The sequence below is a fragment of the Pseudomonas sp. 3-2 genome, assembly GCF_019710535.1.
GTDB classification, from domain to species: Bacteria; Pseudomonadota; Gammaproteobacteria; order Pseudomonadales; family Pseudomonadaceae; genus Aquipseudomonas; species Aquipseudomonas pharyngis.
In genome coordinates this window covers 1675775-1696106 of the sequence record NZ_CP081200.1, presented here as the reverse complement: position 1 = coordinate 1696106, position 20332 = coordinate 1675775, and the positions used below count along the sequence as shown (strand labels likewise).

19 protein-coding genes are annotated in these 20332 nt (G+C 61.3%); 12 read left to right on the top strand and 7 right to left on the bottom strand.

Annotated features, from left to right (window positions below):
- Nucleotides 1–114: 114 nt before the first annotated feature.
- Together K3819_RS07670 and K3819_RS07665 are read left to right on the top strand one after the other, a co-directional pair.
- Nucleotides 115–564 (top strand): Spy/CpxP family protein refolding chaperone, encoded by a 450-nt coding sequence (locus K3819_RS07670; protein ID WP_085611559.1) that lies wholly within the window; start codon nucleotides 115–117, stop codon nucleotides 562–564.
- Between the two features lie 177 nt (nucleotides 565–741).
- A complete protein-coding gene (locus K3819_RS07665; RefSeq protein ID WP_221398961.1) occupies nucleotides 742–2082 on the top strand; it encodes a HAMP domain-containing sensor histidine kinase in 1341 nt (446 codons plus the stop codon).
- Between the two features lie 5 nt (nucleotides 2083–2087).
- Here K3819_RS07665 and K3819_RS07660 read toward each other — a convergent pair whose 3' ends face one another.
- Nucleotides 2088–2654 carry a nitroreductase family protein gene (locus K3819_RS07660; RefSeq protein ID WP_221398960.1) on the bottom strand — a complete coding sequence of 189 codons (567 nt, stop codon included), beginning with the start codon at nucleotides 2652–2654 and terminating at the stop codon, nucleotides 2088–2090.
- A gap of 121 nt (nucleotides 2655–2775) precedes the next feature.
- On the opposite strand from K3819_RS07660, the gene K3819_RS07655 reads away from it, so the two are divergent.
- A complete protein-coding gene (locus K3819_RS07655; RefSeq protein WP_039765494.1) occupies nucleotides 2776–4230 on the top strand; it encodes a TrkH family potassium uptake protein in 1455 nt (484 codons plus the stop codon).
- On the opposite strand, the gene K3819_RS07650 is transcribed toward K3819_RS07655, so the two are convergent.
- Complete coding sequence (locus tag K3819_RS07650) at nucleotides 4187–5248, bottom strand: AraC family transcriptional regulator (protein WP_011332998.1); 1062 nt, start codon at nucleotides 5246–5248, stop codon at nucleotides 4187–4189. The two genes, K3819_RS07655 and K3819_RS07650, sit on opposite strands and share 44 nt — an antisense overlap.
- A 167-nt stretch (nucleotides 5249–5415) precedes the next feature.
- On the opposite strand from K3819_RS07650, the gene K3819_RS07645 reads away from it, so the two are divergent.
- Both K3819_RS07645 and K3819_RS07640 read left to right on the top strand, forming a co-directional pair.
- Nucleotides 5416–5727 (top strand): DUF962 domain-containing protein, encoded by a 312-nt coding sequence (locus K3819_RS07645; protein ID WP_041475173.1) that lies wholly within the window; start codon nucleotides 5416–5418, stop codon nucleotides 5725–5727.
- Between the two features lie 24 nt (nucleotides 5728–5751).
- Nucleotides 5752–6342, top strand: coding sequence for an HD domain-containing protein (locus tag K3819_RS07640; RefSeq protein WP_221398959.1), 591 nt, complete (start codon nucleotides 5752–5754; stop codon nucleotides 6340–6342).
- A 151-nt stretch (nucleotides 6343–6493) separates the two neighbouring features.
- On the opposite strand, the gene K3819_RS07635 is transcribed toward K3819_RS07640, so the two are convergent.
- Nucleotides 6494–7309 carry a UDP-2,3-diacylglucosamine diphosphatase gene (locus K3819_RS07635; protein WP_007958385.1) on the bottom strand — a complete coding sequence of 272 codons (816 nt, stop codon included), beginning with the start codon at nucleotides 7307–7309 and terminating at the stop codon, nucleotides 6494–6496.
- A gap of 132 nt (nucleotides 7310–7441) precedes the next feature.
- On the opposite strand from K3819_RS07635, the gene K3819_RS07630 reads away from it, so the two are divergent.
- Both K3819_RS07630 and K3819_RS07625 read left to right on the top strand, forming a co-directional pair.
- Nucleotides 7442–8206, top strand: a complete 765-nt coding sequence (locus K3819_RS07630) for an AraC family transcriptional regulator (protein WP_085611563.1) — start codon at nucleotides 7442–7444, stop codon at nucleotides 8204–8206.
- 72 nt (nucleotides 8207–8278) lie between these two features.
- Nucleotides 8279–9172, top strand: a complete 894-nt coding sequence (locus K3819_RS07625) for a DMT family transporter (protein WP_007958389.1) — start codon at nucleotides 8279–8281, stop codon at nucleotides 9170–9172.
- Here K3819_RS07625 and K3819_RS07620 read toward each other — a convergent pair.
- Nucleotides 9166–9453, bottom strand: coding sequence for a SelT/SelW/SelH family protein (locus tag K3819_RS07620; protein WP_039765482.1), 288 nt, complete (start codon nucleotides 9451–9453; stop codon nucleotides 9166–9168). The two genes, K3819_RS07625 and K3819_RS07620, sit on opposite strands and share 7 nt — an antisense overlap.
- 71 nt (nucleotides 9454–9524) lie before the next feature.
- Here K3819_RS07620 and K3819_RS07615 point away from each other — a divergent pair, with 71 nt between their 5' ends.
- Nucleotides 9525–11726, top strand: coding sequence for a patatin-like phospholipase family protein (locus K3819_RS07615; protein ID WP_221398958.1), 2202 nt, complete (start codon nucleotides 9525–9527; stop codon nucleotides 11724–11726).
- A 6-nt stretch (nucleotides 11727–11732) separates the two neighbouring features.
- Here K3819_RS07615 and K3819_RS07610 read toward each other — a convergent pair whose 3' ends face one another.
- The 3 genes from K3819_RS07610 to recQ all read right to left on the bottom strand — a co-directional run bounded on the left by K3819_RS07610 (nucleotide 11733) and on the right by recQ (nucleotide 16346).
- A complete protein-coding gene (locus K3819_RS07610) occupies nucleotides 11733–13520 on the bottom strand; it encodes a FimV/HubP family polar landmark protein (protein WP_221398957.1) in 1788 nt (595 codons plus the stop codon).
- A gap of 127 nt (nucleotides 13521–13647) precedes the next feature.
- Nucleotides 13648–14082, bottom strand: coding sequence for a MarR family transcriptional regulator (locus K3819_RS07605; RefSeq protein WP_039765478.1), 435 nt, complete (start codon nucleotides 14080–14082; stop codon nucleotides 13648–13650).
- Between the two features lie 134 nt (nucleotides 14083–14216).
- Nucleotides 14217–16346, bottom strand: coding sequence for a DNA helicase RecQ (recQ, locus tag K3819_RS07600; RefSeq protein WP_221398956.1), 2130 nt, complete (start codon nucleotides 16344–16346; stop codon nucleotides 14217–14219).
- Nucleotides 16347–16623: 277 nt separating this feature from the next.
- On the opposite strand from recQ, the gene K3819_RS07595 reads away from it, so the two are divergent.
- The 4 genes from K3819_RS07595 (at nucleotide 16624) to K3819_RS07580 (ending at nucleotide 20212) form a co-directional block, all read left to right on the top strand.
- Nucleotides 16624–17211, top strand: a complete 588-nt coding sequence (locus K3819_RS07595; protein ID WP_064594261.1) for a YecA family protein — start codon at nucleotides 16624–16626, stop codon at nucleotides 17209–17211.
- Between the two features lie 10 nt (nucleotides 17212–17221).
- Nucleotides 17222–17617 carry a YbaN family protein gene (locus K3819_RS07590; RefSeq protein WP_119430030.1) on the top strand — a complete coding sequence of 132 codons (396 nt, stop codon included), beginning with the start codon at nucleotides 17222–17224 and terminating at the stop codon, nucleotides 17615–17617.
- A gap of 118 nt (nucleotides 17618–17735) precedes the next feature.
- On the top strand, nucleotides 17736–19337 hold the full coding sequence (locus K3819_RS07585; protein WP_221398955.1) for a hypothetical protein: 1602 nt from the start codon (nucleotides 17736–17738) through the stop codon (nucleotides 19335–19337).
- Nucleotides 19338–19840: 503 nt separating this feature from the next.
- The gene (locus tag K3819_RS07580; RefSeq protein ID WP_085611567.1) at nucleotides 19841–20212 is read left to right on the top strand and encodes a DUF6124 family protein; all 372 of its coding nucleotides are present in this window, start codon (nucleotides 19841–19843) and stop codon (nucleotides 20210–20212) included.
- Nucleotides 20213–20332 lie beyond the last annotated feature (120 nt).

The window sequence follows — 20332 nt, the reverse complement described above, 5'->3', positions numbered from 1 at the left end:
CGGCGCGAAAACGTGTTTACCCAAGCTTTACACAGCGCTGACCGCCGCTGACCTTGGTCTCCGTAATCTGTACTCATCCGGAACGTACCGGGAACGAGACAAAGGAGATTCACCATGCGCAAGACTCTTATCGCTCTGATGTTCGCCGCTGCCCTGCCGACCGTCGCCATGGCCATGCCACAGGATGGCGGCCCGATGGGTGGCCCGCTGGACGGCCCGCGCCATGGCGGTCAGATGCACGGCATGCACGGCAAAGGCCCGTACAGCCAGCTCGACTTGTCCCGCGAACAGCGCGAGCAGATCCGCAAGATCATGGGCGAGCAGATGCACGAGCGTAAACAGACGGTCGAAAAATACCTGGAGAAACTCTCGCCAGCCGACCAGAAAGCCATGAAGGACGAGATGGCGGCCAACCACAAGAAAGCCGAATCCGATGTTCGCGCCGTGCTGAAACCGGATCAACAGAAGAAATTCGACGAGATCCAGAAGAAACGGGCCGAACGTCGCGCCGAATGGGCCGAGTTCAAAGCCTGGAAAGCGCAACAGCCGCAAAAGGCGCAATAATGCAGTAACCCCGGACCCGACGGCTAAACGCCGTCGGATCTGTTGCCACTCAATTCAAATGTGGGAGCGGGCTTGCTCGCGAAGAGGGAGTTTCAGTCGACATCATCAGTGATGACACCCCGCATTCGCGAGCAAGCCCGCTCCCACATTAGATTTGTTTTTGTTTGAGGATTTTCTGTGCGTTCATTGTTCTGGCGTATCCTCGCCAGCTTCTGGCTGGCCATCGCTCTGGTTGCAGGGCTTTCCATTCTGCTGGGGCACATGCTCAACCAGGACGCCTGGATCCTCAGCCGCCATCCGGGCCTCAACACCCTGGCTGCCGAATGGACGCAGACCTACGAAGCCCAGGGCGAAGACGCCGCCCAGGACATCCTCGAACAGCGCAAGCGCCAGTACCACATCGACGTGCAGGTGCTCAACGAAAGCGGCGACCCGGTAGTGCGCGGTACCTTCCCCCGGCGCGCGGCCGCCTTCGAGGCGCGGCAGAACAACGATGACCGACGCCTGCCCTGGCGCCGTCTGACCGACGAATTCACCAGCGACAAAAGCGGCGACACCTACCTCTTCATCTACCGCATCCCGCACCCGGAACTCGACGCCTGGCACCGCGAAAGCCTGCTTTGGCCGTTGAGTGCGCTGGGCATCGCGCTGGTGGTGCTGACCCTGTTCAGCCTGTTGGTGACCTTTTCCATCACCCGTCCGCTCAGCCGTTTGCGCGGCGCGGTGCATGACCTCGGCCAGACCACCTATCAGCAGAACAGCCTGGCGCAACTGGCCAACCGTCGTGATGAATTCGGCGTGCTGGCCAATGACTTCAACCGCATGGGCGCACGCCTGCAAAGCCTGATCGGCAGTCAGCGCCAGTTGTTGCGCGACGTGTCTCACGAATTGCGCTCACCGCTGGCCAGGCTGCGTATCGCCCTGGCTTTGGCCGAACGTGCAAGCCCCGAAGAACGGGAAAAACTCTGGCCGCGCCTGACCCGCGAGTGTGATCGCCTGGAAGCGCTGATCAGTGAAATTCTGGTGCTGGCGCGAGTCGATGCCGACAACGCCAGCGCCGAAGAGGTGGATTTGAATGCCCTGCTCGCCACGCTGCAAAAAGACGCTCAATTGGGTTCGCCAGAGCAGACCGTGCGTCTGGAGGCCGAGCCGGCGCTCAATCTGACAGGCTGGCCGACCATGATCGAACGCGCCGTGGACAACCTGCTGCGCAATGCCCAGCGCTTCAACCCGGTCGGGCAGTCGATTGAAATGCAGGCGTCACGTCAGGGCGAGCGGATCGTGGTCAGCGTGCGTGACCATGGGCCCGGGGTGCAGGCCGAGCATCTGAGCCAGTTGGGCGAACCGTTTTATCGGGCACCGGGGCAGACCGCTGCGGGTCACGGCCTGGGACTGGCAATTGCCCGGCGGGCGGCGGAGCGGCATGGCGGGACGTTGGTGCTCGCCAATCACCCGCAGGGCGGATTTGTGGCCAGTCTGGAATTACCGCTGGAGCCAGGGGCTGTTGTTCAGCCCTGATGGAGTCAGGCTTTACCCGACCACGCGCTGACAAACTCCACCAGATCAACTTTCTCCGCCACCCGCGGTTCTTTCTGCGGCGTGCCGAGGTACAGGAAGGCAATCACCTCTTCGTCATCCGTCAGGCCCAAACCCTTGGCGACATGTTTCGAGTACGCCAGATCACCGGTGCGCCACACCGCGCCAATCCCCTGCGCGTAAGCCGCCAGCAGAATCCCGTGCGCCGCACAGCCCGCTGCCAGCAATTGCTCGGCCTTTGGGTATTTGACGTGATCCTGCAACTTGGCGATGACCACGACCACCAGCGGCGCCCGCAGCGGGCCGTTGCGTGCCTTGTCGATCATCGCTTCGGTGACTTCGCCTTCCTGCATCTGTGCAGCTTCGGCCAGCAACTCGCCCATCTGCTCACGCGCCGCACCTTCGACGGTCAGGAAGCGATACGGCTGCAAATGGCCGTGGTCCGGTGCACGGGTCGCGGCGGTAAACAGCACTTCGCGCTGTGCGGCAGTGGGGGCCGGATCGATCAGTCGTGGAACGGAAACACGGTTGAGCAAAGCGTCGAGAGCCTGCATCGGCCACCTCCTGAAAAAAATGTCCGGCTATTCTAGCTGCAAGTGATCCAGACGCGTCGGTTTACATGCCTTGCACCGCAGGTAGAATGGCGCCCTTCCCACATCAGCCCGAGCGGACTTCATGGCGTTGCCGACCTTACGGATCATTGGTTTCATCATCGGCATCTTCCTGATCACCCTGGCCGTCGCCATGGTCGTGCCCATGGCCACCCTGGTGATTTTCGAGCGCACCGGCGATCTGCCGTCGTTCCTCTGGGCGAGCATGATCACCTTCGTCGCCGGCCTCGCGCTGGTCATTCCCGGCCGCCCGGAACACATTCACCTGCGCCCCCGGGACATGTACCTGCTGACCGTCAGCAGCTGGCTGGTGGTATGCATTTTCGCCGCGCTGCCGTTTTTGCTGACCCAGCACATCAGCTACACCGACTCATTCTTCGAAAGCATGTCCGGCATCACGGCCACCGGGTCGACCGTGCTCAACCATCTGGACGACATGTCCCCCGGCATCCTGATGTGGCGCTCGCTGCTGCACTGGATCGGCGGTATCGGCTTCATCGGCATGGCGGTGGCGATCCTGCCGCTGCTGCGCATCGGTGGCATGCGGCTGTTCCAGACCGAATCCTCGGACCGCTCGGAAAAGGTCATGCCTCGCTCGCACATGGTGGCGCGGCTGATCGTGGCAGCCTACGTCGGCATCACGATTCTCGGCAGCCTGGCGTTCTGGTGGGCCGGGATGAGCCCATTCGATGCGATCAACCACGCGATGTCAGCGATTTCCACCGGCGGGTTCTCGACCTCCGACCAGTCCCTGGCCAAGTGGACGCAACCGGCGGTGCACTGGGTGGCCGTGGTGGTGATGATTCTCGGCAGCCTGCCGTTCACCCTGTACGTAGCGACACTGCGCGGCAACCGCCGGGCGCTGATCAAGGATCAACAGGTGCAGGGTTTGCTCGGCATGTTGCTGGCGACCTGGCTGGTGCTCGGCACTTGGTACTGGTGGACCACCAACCTGCACTGGCTGGACGCGCTACGGCATGTGGCGCTGAACGTGACATCAGTAGTCACGACGACGGGATTTGCATTGGGGGACTACAGCCTGTGGGGCAACTTCTCGCTGATGCTGTTCTTCTATCTGGGCTTCGTCGGCGGCTGCTCCGGCTCGACGGCGGGCGGGATCAAGATCTTCCGTTTCCAGGTCGCCTACATCCTACTCAAGGCCAACCTTAACCAGTTGATTCACCCGCGTGCGGTGATCAAACAGAAGTACAACGGTCACCGCCTCGACGAAGAGATCGTCCGTTCGATTCTGACCTTTTCGTTCTTCTTCGCCATCACCATCTGCGTGATCGCCCTGTTGCTGTCGCTGTTGGGCGTGGACTGGATGACGGCGTTGACCGGCGCCGCCAGCACCGTGTCCGGCGTAGGCCCGGGCCTGGGCGAGACCATCGGCCCGGCCGGCAACTTCGCCAGCCTGCCGGATGCGGCCAAGTGGATTCTGTCGTTCGGCATGCTGCTCGGCCGACTGGAGATCATTACGGTGTTTGTACTGTGTATTCCGGCGTTCTGGCGTCACTGATTGCCTTCGGCGCCTCGAGCAAGCGCGCCCGGTAATCGCCGGGCGTGGTGTCGAACCAGCGGCGGAAGGCGCGGAAGAAATTGCTCGGATCGGCAAACCCCAACAGGTAAGCAATCTCCAGCAGGGTCATGCTCGGCTGCGCCAGGTATTGCTCGGCGAGTTCGCGGCGGGTGTCATCGAGCAACTGCTGAAAACTGGTGCCCTCCTCCTGCAAGCGTCGCTGCAAGGTTCGCTGCGACAGATGAAGGGTCTGCGCCACCGTATCGCGCTTGGGTTCGCCCTGCGGCAGCAGGCGGCACAACACCTGACGCGCCTTGTGGGTCACGCGGCTTTCGGAAAAACGCGCCAGATATTCCCCGGCAAACCGGTCATGCAGCAGCGCCATCGCCTCGTTGGCCGTGGGCAGCGGCGCTTCCATGTCGGCCCGTTCGAAGATCAGCGCGTCATACGGTGCGTTGAACACCAGCGGTGCATGGAAGGCCTGTTTGTAGGGTTCAAGATCATCCGGCTCGTCACCCTGCACCAGCACTTTGCGCGGGTGCAGCGTGCGTCCGGTCAGCCAGCCGCACAGCGCGAGTGCGCAGGCCAGCGAGGCTTCGGCACTCTGGCGGGTCGGTGGCAGATGATCGCCGTGCACCGTCAGGATCAGCGCATAACCCTCGTCGAGCAGGCGAAAACTCAGGTCGGCACTTTCGGCGATGATCCGCTGATAACGCACCAGACGCTGAAAACCTTCCGCCAGCGTATTACTGGACATCAGTGCATAGCCCGCGACATGGAACGAAGCCGGCCGCACCACCTTGCCCATGTTCAGGCCGATCGCCGGATTCCCGGACAGCTCGACCGCCCGTTGCCAGAGTCGGGTCATGGAATCCTGTGGGAAGCGTGCGTCCGGATCCTCCAGCGCCGCGTAGTCGAGCCCCAGCTGTCTGAACAGAACCCGGCAATCCAGGCCGTCCATTTCCAGTGCTTTGACAATCCCCATCGCCCAGCTTGCAGAAGTCGTTCTTTCGCTCATGGCGTTTTTTCTTGGATGACATGGTAAGCCGCATACTACGGCCGATTTCCCAAGGATAGTAAAGTGGCGCCGATTGTCACTGGCCGACGCCAATGATCACTCTAGACTCAAATAAGCTACCCGCCGAACAACTTGCAATCAGAACAATAGCCACAGAGATCGCAGTCGTGGAAACCCTCAAGCCTTTCAACAGCTTCGCCGAGTTCTATCCGTATTACCTCAGCGAGCACAGCAACAGCACCTGCCGTCGCCTGCATTTCATCGGCACGACGCTGGTGATCTTCATTCTCGCCCTGACCATCGCCAAGGGCGCCTGGCTGCTTTTACTTGCGTTGCCGCTGGCCGGCTACAGCTTTGCCTGGGTCGGCCATTTCTTTTTCGAGAAAAACCGCCCGGCCACCTTCCAGCACCCGTTCTACAGCCTGCTCGGCGACTTCGTCATGTACCGCGACATGATCCTGGGCCGCGTGCCGTTCTAGAAATTCCGACCAAGAGGACTGCCGATGAATGCCAATGCCCGTTTCACCCACATGAAGGACGGCACGCAGGAAGACTGGGCGATCATTGCGGCGGATTTCAGCGCCTACGCCCGCCAACTGCCGGGCCGGATCATGGCCCACCTGAAACTGCTCGAAGGCGATTTCGGCGGTTTCCCGGTGGATCGCCTGACCCACTCGCTGCAAACCGCGACCCGCGCCTTTCGCGACGGCCGTGACGAGGAATACGTGGTCTGCGCCCTGCTCCACGACATCGGCGACACCCTCGGCTCCTATAATCACCCGGACATTGCCGCCGCCATCCTCAAGCCGTTCGTCAGTGCCGAAAACCTGTGGATGGTGGAAAAGCACGGGATCTTCCAGGGCTACTACTTCTTCCATCACTTGGGCATGGATCGGCACCTGCGCGAGCAGTTCAGCGACCACCCGCAGTTTCTGGCGACCGCGGAGTTCTGCGCCAAATACGACGCAGCGGCATTCGACCCCGAGTACGACACCCTGCCGCTGAGCTTCTTCGAGCCGATGATGGAAAGGCTGTTTGCCCAGCCGAAAAACTCGATCTACAAGGCGGCAATGGAAGAGCACAGCTCGGCCTGAGTGTGATGTCGGCTGTGCCGGCCTCTTCGTCGGATCGCCGCCCGGAGCAAACCCGCTCCCACAGGTTTCGCGCCGTACACAGAATCTATGAGCGACGCGGTCTGTGGGAGCGGGCTTGCCCGCGAAGAGGCCATCGAAACCACCAGAGATCCTAAGCCAGTTCGGCAACCTTCGCCGCTTTCAGTTCGGCCTCCCGCGCCTGCGCATCGGCCAGGCGATACAGCTCGATCGTGCCGTCCCAGTGCTCGATCAGCGCCGTACACGACTCCACCCAATCGCCACAATTGAGGTAATCCACCTCGCCGACCTTGCGGATCTCGGCGTGGTGAATGTGTCCGCAGACCACCCCGTGCAACTCGCGCTTCACGCATTCGTGGGCGATGGCTTCTTCGAAGTCGCTGATGAAGCTGACCGCGGTCTTCACCTTGTGCTTGAGATAGGCCGACAGCGACCAGTAGCCGTAACCGTATTTCGCCCGCCAGTGATTGAGCCAGCGGTTGAGGGTCAGGGTGAACTCGTAGGCCGAATCGCCGAGGAACGCGAGCCAGCGGTGGTAACGGGTGATCACGTCGAACTGGTCGCCGTGAATCACCAGCAGATGCCGGCCATCGGCGGTGACGTGCACCGCTTCGTCCACCAACTGGATGTTGCCCAGAATCAGTTTCGAATAGCGGCGCAGGAATTCGTCGTGGTTACCGGTGACGTAGATCACCTCGGTGCCGCGTTTGCTCATGGTCAGCAAACGGCGGATCACGTTGGTGTGCGCCTGGGGCCAGTACATGCCGCCGCGCAGTTTCCAGCCGTCGATGATGTCACCGACCAGGTAGATCTTGTCGGCGTGATAGCCCTTGAGAAATTGCGACAGATGCTCGGCCTGGCAATCCCGCGTGCCCAGGTGCACGTCGGAGATCCACAGGGTGCGAACCCGTTGTTTACGGCTGGGTCTGGCGAGCTCGGCGCTGGTCATGGGCAACCCTCTGCGATGTTTTCGCCACTGTGCGCGCGCCCGGTTAATCGACCATGACAGGTGTGCGTCAGTCGTGTGACAAACGCGTCGCCCCTGCGCCGGTGTAGACTGGCGGCTCGCCCGGAGACCACCATGCAACCGATCCTGACCCTGCGCCATTACAGCCACGACCTGATCGCCCACAGCCACGACCACGCGCAACTGGTGTTCGGCCTGTCCGGCGCGCTGGATTTCGAAGTCGAAGGGCGTGGCAGCCAGGTCTTGCAGCAGAGCTTCGTGGTGATCCCCGCCGGCGCGCATCACGCGTGCGGCAGTCCCAAGGGCAGCCGTTGTCTGGTGCTGGATGTGCCGGACGAACAATGGCTGGCGCGCTCGCTGGGCGATCACGCCGATGCCAGTCGTCGCCTGCTGGACAACGCCGCGCGGTTGTCGCTGGATGCCGGGCAAGGTCAATTGGTCAACTGGCTGGCGAACAGTCCGGTGGACGATCCGCTGATTGCGCAACAGGGCGCGGTGTTGTTGCTGGCAAGCCTGAACCACGTGCCACCCGGCGAGATCGTCGCGCGCCGCCTGCCCTACGCGGCACTCGACGCGCACATCGAGCAGTACGCGGCCTATCCGTTGCAAGTCGCGGATCTGGCGCGCATCGCCGGATTGTCCAGCGCCCGGTTGCATGCGCGGTTCGTCGCCGAATGCGGGCAGACACCGATGGACTACATTCGCAGCCGCCGGCTGCACAAAGCCGTGGCGCTGTTGCGCAACACCACGCTGCCCGTCGGTGAAGTGGCCAGCCGGGTCGGCTACAACTCGCAAAGCGCGTTCTCGGCCGCCGTCCTGCGTGAGTTCGGTACGTCTCCTACACAATTGCGACGCGAGGCTGACGACAAAAGTCGATAGCCTGCCGACAGACTTTTGCGCCGTTACACGCTTCAATGTGTGCCTGTAATGGTGTTTGGAAAAAGGACTGCAATGACTCCCCGTACCGCCCTCGGCGCCCTGCATATCGGCGCACTGATGTTCGGCCTGACCGGCGTCTTCGGCAAACTCGCGGCCGCAACGCCCGCCGTCATCGTGTTCGGGCGCGCCGCGTTTGCCGTGCTGGCCCTGGCGTTCTTCGCCCGCTTCGCCCAACAGGGCGGCTGGCAGAAACTGCAGGCCGTCGACTGGCGGCGACTGGCCCTGAGCGGTGTGCTGCTGGCCGGGCACTGGGTGAGTTTCTTCATTGCGGTCAAGGTCGCGGGCGTTGCCATCGCGACCCTGGGTTTCGCCAGTTTCCCGGCCTTCACGGTGATCCTCGAAGGGCTGATCTTTCGCGAACGCATCCGCATCAATGAAATCGTGCTGGTGGTGCTGGTCAGTGTCGGGCTGGTACTGGTGACGCCGGCGTTCGATCTGGCCAGCGGCGCGACCACCGGCCTGCTCTGGGCGATTCTGTCCGGCCTGCTGTTTTCCCTGTTGTCCCTGACCAACCGCGCCAGCTCCGGGCGCATCCCGGCGGTGCAGGCAGCGCTGTGTCAGAACGTGGTGGTGGCGTTGTGTCTGCTGCCGGTGGCGGCGCCGCAACTGAGCGAAGTGCGGGCCATCGACTGGTTGTGGATCGGTCTGCTCGGGGTGTTCTGCACCGGCGTCGCCCACAGTCTGTTCGTCGCCAGCCTCGCGGTAATCAAGGCGCGCACCGCCGCGGTGGTGTTCGCCATGGAGCCGGTGTACGGAATTACCGTGGCCTGGCTGCTGTTCGATGAAGATCCGACCCTGCGCATGCTGATCGGCGGCGCGCTGATCATCGTTGCGATCGTGGTGTCGAGCCGGATGTCAGGCAGCAGCGACAAGAAAACCGTCGCGGCTGAGGCGGCCTCTCACTGAGTACGGTCGTTGTGGCCGAGGTCGCGGTCAGGGTCGATCCGGTCGCGCACCCGCTGCTTGAGCACCTTGGCCTCGGGGAAGCCGCCGTCGGCCTTGCGCTCCCAGATCTGCACGTCGTTGCAGGTGATGTGGAATATCCCGCCGGTGCCCGGCACCAGGGACACTTTGCCGAGGTCGTCGCCGAAGGTGCTGAGCAGCTCTTGCGCCAGCCACGCGGCGCGCAACAGCCACTGGCATTGCGTGCAATAGGTGATGACGATTTCCGGTTTTGTGACGGTCATGATTGCTGAAACTCCTGAGCCAGAGGGCGCCGCTATAATAGCCGGCTTTATCGCTCGCCCCGAGACTCACGATGCGTCGTCTGCTGATCTGCCTGTTGCTTGGTTTCCTACCCCTGTTCGCTGGTGTCAGCGCCCATGCCAGTGAGACCACACGCCCGAAAGTCGGCCTGGTGCTGTCCGGCGGCGCGGCCCGTGGCCTGGCGCACATCGGTGTGCTCAAGGCGCTGGAAGAGCAAGGTATCAAGATCGATGCGATTGCCGGCACCAGCATGGGCGCGGTGGTCGGCGGGTTGTTCGCCTCGGGCTACAAGATTGACGAGCTGGAAAAACTCGCCCTGACCATCGACTGGCAGCAGGCATTGTCCGACGCTCCGCCCCGCAAAGACGTACCGTTCCGGCGCAAGCAGGACGACCGCGATTTTCTGGTGAAACAGAAGCTGAGCTTTCGCGACGACGGCAGTCTCGGCCTGCCATTGGGCGTCATTCAAGGCCAGAACCTCGCGCTGCTGCTGGAAAGCCTGCTGGCCCACACCAGCGACACCCGGGATTTCGACAAGCTGCCGATACCGTTCCGCGCCGTGACCACCGACATCGCCAACGGCGAAAAAGTGGTGTTCCGCAAGGGCCATCTGCCCCAGGTGATCCGCGCCAGCATGTCGATCCCGGCAGTGTTCGCCCCGGTCGAACTCGACGGCAGACTGCTGGTGGATGGTGGCATGACCGACAACATTCCCCTCGATGTGGCGCGGGAAATGGGCGTCGACGTGGCCATCGTGGTCGACATCGGCACCCCGCTGCGCAACCGCAAGCAACTGGTGACCGTGGTCGATGTGCTGAACCAGTCGATCACCCTGATGACCCGACGCAACTCCGAAGAGCAACTGGCGACCCTGCACCCCAATGACGTGCTGATCCAGCCGCCGCTGGCGAGCTTCGGTTCCACCGACTTCGGCCGTGGCCAGGAAATGATCGACGCCGGCTACCGAGCGACCCAGGCCCTGAACGTGCGCCTTGCCCGCCTCAAACCGGTGCAGTCGCAGGACGCCGAGCTCAACGCCGCCCGCGCGCCGGGCCAGCGCACGCCGATCATCACTGCGATCAAGGTCGAGAACGACTCGAAAGTCGGCGATGACGTGATCCGCTACTACATCCGCCAGCACATCGGCGAACCGCTGGACCTGGGTCGCCTGCAAACCGACATGGGCACCCTGTACGGCCTCGATTATTTCGAGCAGGTGCAATACCGCGTGGTGCACAAGGGCACGGATCACACGCTGGTGATCAGCGCGCGCGGCAAACGCACCGGCACCGATTACCTGCGGGTCGGCCTCAGCCTGTCGGACGACATGCGCGGCGACAGCGCCTTCAACCTCGGCGCCAGTTACCGCATGAACGGCATCAACCGGCTCGGCGCGGAATGGCTGACCCGGGCGCAAATCGGCGATAAACAAGAACTGTACAGCGAGTTCTATCAACCGCTGGACGTGGGCTCTCGCTACTTCGTGGCGCCTTATGCGTCGTTCGCCGCACAGAACGTCGACTCGGTGCTGGACAACGATCCGATCGCCCAGTATCGCGTCGAGCGCTACGGCTTCGGCCTCAATGTTGGCCGTCAGATCGGCAACAGCGGCGAAGTGCGTTTCGGCGTCGGCGAGGCCTGGGGCAAGGCCGATGTGCGGATCGGCGATCAGGATCTGCCGAGCGAAAACTTCAACGAAGGGTTCTATGCGTTGAAGTATTCCTTCGACTCGCTGGACAACGTCTACTACCCCCACGAAGGCGAAGACATCGGCCTGACCCTGGTGCAGTTCGAGCCGAGCCTGGGTTCCGACACGCGCTACCGGCAGTGGGAATTCAAACTGGACAAGGCCATGAGCAGCGGCCCGGATACGCTGATCCTGGGCGGTCGTTACGGTCGAACGCTGGACGATGCCAACGTGGTGACCTCCAGTTTCCTGCTCGGCGGTGCCCGGCAATTGTCCGGTTTCCGCGAGGACGCGATCTCCGGGCAGAACGTCAGTCTGATGCGTGCGGTGTATTACCGCCGTCTCACCCCGCGCTCGTACCTGCCGCTGGACTTCCCGCTGTACGCCGGCGCCTCGCTGGAACGCGGCCGGGCGTGGAACAACGACAACGAGTTCGACAGTGGCTACATCAACGCCGCCAGCGTGTTCATCGGCTTCGATACGCCGCTGGGGCCGCTGAACTTCAGCTATGGACTGAACGATGCGGATGAGCAGGCGGTGTACCTGAACCTCGGGCAGACCTTCTGACAGCGGTCAGCGAATCCCCGCCAACAGCGTGCGCGCCGTTTGCTTGAGGGGTTCGTCGGCTTCCTTGAGCAGTTCGTTGAGCAAGGCAATGGCGCTGTCGAGATCGCCGTCGTCGATGCAGGTCTGGGCCTGTTCGAGTTTGCCGGCGTTGGCGGCGTCCGAGGGTTCGGGTTCGGGTTCGGGTTCCGGGGCCTGCAGCTCCAGCGGCTCCAGCGAGAGCGACATGCCGGGATCGCCAAATTCGTTGAGAAAGTCCTCGTCCAGCGGCTGCGCTTCCGGCTCGGCGATCCATTCCAGTTCGGCGGTTTCGGTATCGTCGGGCAGGGTTTCCGGCAATTCGAAATCCTGTGGCAGTACCTGCAGATCGGAGCCGAGCGTTGATGGCGCCTGTTCAGGTACGTCGGTGGTGGAGCGAGTCTCCTCAAGATCCCAACTCGACGCCATCGAGAGCTGATCCAGGTTCAGTTCGAAATTGTCTTCGGGTTCCGGCTCCACAGGGGGTTCGATCGGCAGCGCGGCAATCACCGGAGCCGCTGCCGCCAGAGGTGCGGCGCTGGCCAGTTTCGGGTAGCGGGCGCGAATCTCCTGCAAGCGCTGATCCTCGACCCCGAGCTGGCGCAGGCGGTTTTCCTGCTCGTCATAGATCGGCGTGTCGCCCTGCCGCCCCAGCACTTCAAGCAACTGCACGCCAAGGTCGATGCGCTCCGGCTCCCGCTGCAACGCATCGCGCAACAGGCCGGCGGCCTCGCCCAGGCGTCCGTAAGCCAGATAAATGCCGACCGCTTCCAGCACATCGCCGTTGGCGTGTTCCTCGCGATGCTCGACAGCACTGTGAATGGCACTCGACTGCATCGGTTCGGCGTCGTCGACCGGGGGTTCGTTTCGTACCGGCAGGAACGGCAACGGCGCAGCAGTCCCTTGCGCCTGCTGGCGTTGCCGGCGCACATACAACCCCGCCACCAGCAACCCCAATACCAGCAACAATCCGCCGAGCAGCGGCCAGTTTAGTGAATCCTCTTGAGCCTCGACCGGGGCAATGACCGGCGCCGGCACAGGTGCCACGGGCGCTGCGGTCACTGGGGGTGCCTGTTGCACTTCAATCAGACGGGCCTGCAAATCACCGAGCTGTTTCTTGCCGTCAGCGATCAGCACTTCCTGCGCCTGAAGCTTCACGTTCAATGCATCGATGGTTTTTTGCAGTTGCTGGTTCTGCACAAGACTCGCCGCCAGTTGTTCGGCCTGCGCGGCGGCGACCGGAGCCGGTGGCTGCACCGGCGCAGCAGGTTTGGCCGGCGTAGTTGCGGTGGGAGCCTCGGGGGTCGGGAATTCCGAGGATTGCGCGCGCGCCGTTGGCTCGTCGGTGGCCGGAACAATTCCCGGTGAGCCCGGCGGGTCGATCAGCACGGTGTATTCGCGCAGCAGGTGGCCGTTGGGCTGATCGAGCTGCACCAGGAAATTCAGAAAGGGTTCGTTGACCGGTTTGGTCGAAGTCACCCGGATCATGTTGCGATTGGCGCGCAGGATCGGGGTGAACTTGAGGTCATTGAGAAAAAACACGCGCTCGATACCGGCGCGGCCAAACTCGTCCGCCGAGGCCAGACGAACCGCCAGTTCGCTTTCACTGACGCCCCCGACATCCACCAGCGCGATGTCAGCCTTGAGCGGCTGATTGAGGGCTGAATGCACGGTGATGTCACCGAGCCCCAGCGCCAATGAGGCGGTGGACCAGGTGAGAACACCGGCCACCAGCAGCGAGTTGGCGCAACGCAGTACTACGTGCCGACTTCCGAGCATGAGCATCCCTTGTATAAGCAAAACCGACTTCTATGCGTTCGCACATCCGGTACGAACACGATATTGCCCAGTAGTTCTTATAGTCCGCCCAGCGCGATCTCTCAAAAAAACGGCACGCGGTTATGCCTCAAGACTTTTCCAGGTTAGCCAGAATGTGCCCGTGAACCCGCATGCACACCTTCAAATCCGCTTCGTCGACGCCTTCGAACAATTCCTTGCGCAGTTGCGTGGCGATGGTTTCGATCTGTTCGATCAGCGGCAGGGCCGGAGCACACAGCACGATTTTTTTCGCCCGGCGGTCTTCCATCACTGACTGGCGTTGCACCAGGCCCTGGCTTTCCAGGCTGTCGAGCAGACGGGCCAGGGTCGGCCCTTCGACGCCGACGCTTTGCGCCAGCTCCCGCTGGGTCGGCGCCTCTTCGAAGCGCGCCAGATGCAGCAGCACCAGCCAACGCGCCTGGGACAAGCCCAGGCCGGCCAGCCGGCGATCGAGTTCGGCACGCCAGCCACGGGACATCTGGGCCAATTGCATGCCAAAACGGTGTTGATCGGTTAACGGCATAAAACACTCATGATTAGACTGAACAAATAGAGAAAAACTAATTATTAGTCAGCTAAGCATGACATTTGGCTATAGGCAAGAGGCGTCCTGTACTGAATCGTTACAACCGTATAACGGTTGGCACAAACGCCCTCTTACATTTCAAACTCGGATTGCAGCGCAGCCCTTACGCAATACAGCACGCCTTCCGGAACACGACCGGCAAACAGCTCGGCCACTTCGGCGACCGACGGCAACTCGCCTTCGCCGTCGAGGAAAGCATCCTGTACTTCGCCCATCAGGTCTTCCGGCAGGTCCAGCGCCTGTTCCAGCGACAGTTGCTGCTTGCCAATGGCTTCGGCGAGCATGGTGTAGACATTCTTTTCCGAGCACTGCAACTGACCGGAGATCTGCAACGGCGTCATGCCGGCGCGGGCCAGGGTGATCAGTTCGTGACGCACGTCGGCCACCACTTTCGGCGCCTCGGCCTCGCCGCCGAGCACTTCGAGGAAGGCCTCGCCGTAACGCTCCAGCTTGCGCGCGCCGACGCCGCTGACCCGGGCCATGTCCGCCAGCGAGGTCGGCTGGCTGCGGAGCATTTCCAGCAGGGTCGAGTCGGGGAAGATGACGTACGGCGGCACGCCGTGTTCTTCCGCCAGTTTGCGCCGCAGGGCGCGCAAGGCTTCCCACTGTTCGCGCTCTTCGCCACGCACCAATTGACTGGCCTGGCTCTTGCTGCCGCTCTTGGCGGTGATTTGTGGTTTGAGGTCGCGGCGCAGTTCAAGGGTCACTTCGCCCTTGAGCAAAGGCCGGCAGGTATCGCTCAATCGCAGGCCGCCATAGCCTTCGTGATCGACATCCGCCAGACCACGGGCCACCAACTGGCGGAACAGCGAGCGCCATTCGCTCTCCCCCAGCGCCTTGCCCACGCCGAACACCGACAGGTGCTGATGACCGAAGCTGCGGACCTTTTCGTTGTCCTTGCCCAGCAGCACGTCCACCAGATGGCCGACGCCGTAACGCTGGCCGGTGCGATAGATCGCCGACAGCGCCTGACGCGCAGGCTCGGTGGCGTCCCAGGTCTGCACGCCGTCGGTGCAGTTGTCGCAGTGACCGCACGGCTCCGGCATGTCTTCATCGAAATACGCCAGCAGCGCCTGACGGCGGCAGCGGGTTTCTTCGCAGAGCGAGAGCATGGCATCGAGCTTGTGCTGCTCCAGACGCTTGTGGCGCTCGTCGCCCTCGGAGTTCTGCAGCATCTGCTTGAGCATCACCACGTCTTGCAGACCGTAAGCCATCCAGGCGTCCGCCGGCAGGCCATCACGGCCACCGCGTCCGGTTTCCTGGTAATAGGCTTCAAGGGATTTCGGCAGGTCGAGGTGAGCGACGAAGCGCACGTTGGGTTTGTCGATGCCCATGCCGAACGCCACGGTGGCGACCATGATCAGGCCTTCCTCGTTGAGGAAGCGCTTCTGGTGATAGGCGCGCAGATCGTTGGGCAGACCGGCGTGATACGGCAGCGCCGGGAAGCCCTGCTCGGTGAGAAAAGCGGCCACCTCCTCCACTTTCTTGCGCGACAGGCAGTAGACGATGCCGGCGTCACTGCGCCGCTCGGCAAGGAACGCCAGCAACTGCTTGCGCGGCTGCTCCTTGGGCACGATGCGGTAGAAGATGTTCGGCCGGTCGAAACTCGAGAGGAAACGCTCGGCATTCTGCAGGTGCAGGCGGGTGACGATTTCTTCGCGGGTACGCTTGTCGGCGGTGGCGGTCAGGGCAATGCGCGGCACGTCGGGGAACATTTCCGCCAACTGCCCCAGTTGCAGGTATTCCGGGCGGAAGTCATGGCCCCATTGCGATACGCAGTGCGCTTCGTCGATGGCGAACAGGGCGATGTTCAAGCCTTGCAGAAACGACAGCATGCGCGGCTGCACCAGCCGCTCCGGCGCCAGATACAGCATCTTCACTTCGCCACGCTTGATCCGGTTGGCGAGATCGCGCTGCTGTTCAGCGCTTAATGTGGAGTTCAACGCGGCGGCGGCAACGCCCAGCTCTTCGAGGGTGGCGACCTGATCGTCCATCAGCGCAATCAGCGGCGAAACCACCACCGCCAGGCCATCGCGCAACAGCGCCGGCACCTGGAAGCACAGGGACTTGCCACCGCCGGTCGGCATCAGGACAAGGGCATCACCGCCACTGGCCACGCGCTCAATGATTGCACCCTGACGGCCACGGAAACTGTCGTAGCCGAAGATGTCCTTGAGGACGCGTTGAGCCTGTTCGAGCATAAAAACTCCAAAAATCCACCGAAACATCCCTGCACAGGCTGGTTCAAGACAGCCGAGGCTGCTTTAAACAAAACGTAAGCGCGCATTGCATCGCGCCCTACACAATCAGCCGCGACACCGGCAGGGATCGCAAAGCGCGGCAGTATACCCGAGCCCTCCCCGGCAGAGGGCACCGCCGAGAAGAAGCTTGTGCGGGCAAATCTGCCGTGCGGCTGGCTTGAGGGCTCAAGAAGGCCTAGAATTCCCGCATTGTTTATTCCCCCAAGGTAGCCCTTTAATGTCCTTCGCCGAGCAACTAACCCGCCTGCAAGTCTTCCTCGACGCCGACGAGCTGCATGAAGAGGCGCTGGACTACGTGGCCGCTCACGGTTACCTGACTGCGCTGTCGATCTGCGCCGACGTGGTGCCGGAGCGTGAATGGATCGACGCCCTGTTCGCCGAAGAGCCGCACTACAGCAGCGAAGCGCAGCGTGAAGAGATCGAAGCCACGCTGATCGGCCTCAAGGCCCACATCGCCCGCCAACTGGCGTCGGACGAAGAGTTCGAGCTGCCATGCGAGCTGGACCTGGGCGACGACCCGGACGATTCCGAACTGCGCGGCTGGTGCATCGGCTTCATGGAAGGCGTGTTCCTGCGCGAAGCGGCCTGGTTCGAAACCGCCGAAGAAGAAGTCAGCGAAATGCTCCTGCCGATCATGGTCGGTTCGGGCCTTTTCGACGAACAGCCTGAGTTCGAAGACATCGCCAAGGACGCCAACCTGATGGACGACATGATTGTGCAGATCCCGGAAGCCCTGACCGCGCTGTACCTGCTGTGCCAGGCGCCCGACGAAAAACCGGCGATCCTCAAGCCACGTCACCACTAAGATCCGGCCTATGGACAATCCCATAGGCAACCGCCCCCTGATGTTGCGCTACATCCTGCTGGCCATCGGCTGGCTGAGCGTGGCATTGGGGGTGATCGGGATTTTCCTGCCTGTTCTCCCCACCACCCCTTTCCTCCTGCTGGCAGCCGCCTGCTTCGCCCGCAGCTCTCCGCGTTTCTATCAATGGCTGGTCGAGCATCCCCGGCTCGGGCCATGGATCCGCGACTACCTCGATGGCAACGGCATACCGCTCAAGGGCAAGGTCTATGCGATCGGGCTGATGTGGGTGAGCATTCTGTTCTCGTGCTACCTGGTCCCGCTGGTGTGGGCGCGGGGGTTCATGCTGACCAGTGCAGTGCTGGTGACGGTTTATATCTTGCGGCAGAAGACGTTGCGCAAGTCCTGACCTTTTGTCGTAACTGTCAGAGTTGACAGGTGCGCAACATTTATCTGGTGGCGCTTCATGTGACAGGCCCGCTTCTGTATCCGGCAGAAACGACTAAGTCAACGAAGGAGCGTTTCTCATGAGTACCCAGAATCCGTTTTTCTCTTTCCTCACCACGTATCCCGGTGGAACTCCGCTGAATAACCCCGACACCACGCAATCCAAAGACATCGAAATAGGTGCTGACGGGCCGCACGGAGATCCGCTTGAAATAATCGATAACCATAACGGCGCCCTTAGAGTTCTGACACCGGCCGGCAGCGTGTACAACCAGAGCGGTCGATACCTTCATCGGGAGCTGAATATGCTTGACGGGGTGCACACCTTTGGCTTGCGTGCAAACTCAAGTTCGGCGCCCTCTCACCAATGGGTCTTGACCGTGGGTGCAGCCGAGACGCTGACGATTGATTCGATCAAAGGCTTGATCAGCGGAGTAGAAATTCCTGAGGGCACCGGTACTTCTGATACGTTGTTTGCAATGAGCGGAACAGCCAGGCCGAACTCAACCATTTATCTACTGATCGACGGGGTTCAGCTGGGGCTGATCGCCGTGGATGGGAATGGCAACTGGACCTATAACACGGGTGTTCAAACATCAGGGCCTCATAGTTATGCAATTAAAGGCAACTATGATTCGGGGCCTGTTTCGACTCCGCCTAGAACCCTGACCGTGCTACTAGCCGACGTGAAGCCTGTCATCACCTCGGCAAAAGGCTCACCCAGCGGGGACGAGATTCCGCCGGACGGATTCACCGTGGAAACGGCGGTCACCCTGTCGGGCGTCGCCGCCAAGGGCCAGAAGGTCGATGTTCTGCTGGGCAGCGTGTCCCAAGGTCAGCCCGTGGCCGATCTGGGAACCGGCATCTGGACCCTGCTGGTGACCGGCCTGACAGCCGTGCTTCACAGTTTCACGGCCAAGGCGTTGTATGGTTCGGGGCAAAGCTCGCAGGAGTACAAACTGACCGTAACGGCTCTGGTCACGCCGACGCTGGATAATGTACTGGACGCCGACAATCGGGAAGTGCCGGAAGGCACCGAAACCGTCAGTACTTCCTTGAAACTCAGGGGTACAGCGAGCAAGGGCCACGAGGTTGAAATCTATGATGGCAGTGGCCCGAGCGCTGTACCCAAGGGCAAAGCAAAGGCCGATGAAACGACGGGAGTTTGGGAAATCACAATTGACGTGGAGCTGGGCGACCGTCGTTTGTATGCTAAATCGCGATATCACAGCACAGACACCTTTTCGAATGTGCGCAATCTGAAGGTTGTGGCTCGTACGGCTTACGAAGAATTTGAAACTGGCGTTCTCGGCTCGATACCCATCAACACCGAGAGACCTTTTCCTACGATGACGGTGAAGGCGGAGAGTGACCATGTTCACTTGAAAGGAGATCTCACTCAAGGGTCGTTGATTACTGGCAAAAGCTTATATATCGCCCTATCCGCGAGTATCAGAATTACATTAAATAACGCAGCTAGCACCATCAAGTTTGGAATTGTGTCCCGTCACAAGGGCACTGCAAAGTTCCTAGACGAAAATAATTACGTTATTAGCGAAATTACATTCCCAACAGCAGACTGGATGCAATTTTCTGCGCCAGCTGGCAGAAAAATAAAAGCCATGGTGCTTAAAGATGGTGGCAGCTACTCTTACATAGACAATTTTACAATTACATATTAACTAACCACGTGTGGAGAGCGGATGTTACAAGGGGACGCATTTATATAAGGACGAGAAAAGGGGACGCATTTGTTTACCACCCCCGACCCTGAAAACCCGCGCTCCCATTAAATTGGGAGCGCGGGTTTTGTCGTTTCGGGTACGAGCCAACGCAGCTGTTGAAGTGTGTTTAAGGTTATGTCCGCAAAGCCACACAACCTTGCGCCATTGCCTACGCATCCGCCAGAATCCGCCGGCTTGTGCGCCTTGGGGACGGGTTCTATTGTTTGGCGGTCGCTGAAAAACAGCGATCGGGTTTAGCGATCCGGCTCCATACAGACGCAACAACGCCCAATCCCGATTGCAGTCTCTTCTCTGCACTTGGCGTAATGGTGGCTGTGCGTGGGAGACCTTCGGGTCTACCCGGGGTTTCTGTGACCCGGATCGCTAACCTGCGTACAGCCGCCACCTTTACTTGTTTAGCGATGAGTCGTGGCGGCTAAATCCAATCACGGAGATTCGCCATGATCAAACCAACGCCAAACCCGCCCGAAGTCGATTCGACTTCCCCCTACGAAACCCTCGACTCCAAGAAATTCCACGAAGCCGCCGAGCGCGCGCTCGATCACTACCTCAATCCCCTGCTCCCCCGAAAACCATTGCTCAAACCCAACACCCGCTACCTCATCGCCCCCGGTATCGACAGCGAAGAACTGCTGGCCGACGCCTGCGAAACCCTGACTTCGGCCAAGACCATGGCCAATGACTTCGCCGGGCTGGTGGATGGCTCGCACCGGCATGTGTTGTTGGGGATTGCGCAGTTGATCATGCTGGGTGAGCTGGCGGTGAATCGGGTGCTGGATAATCTGGAGTTGAAAACCGAAGCAGCGGTGTAAAGAAGGTAAATGCACCGTCGCGAATAATGCGTGACAGACATGACGCCTTCGTCGGATCGCCGCCCGGGGCAAGCCCGCTCCCACAGGTACGGCGGCGTGGTTTAAAGGTGTGCTAGACGC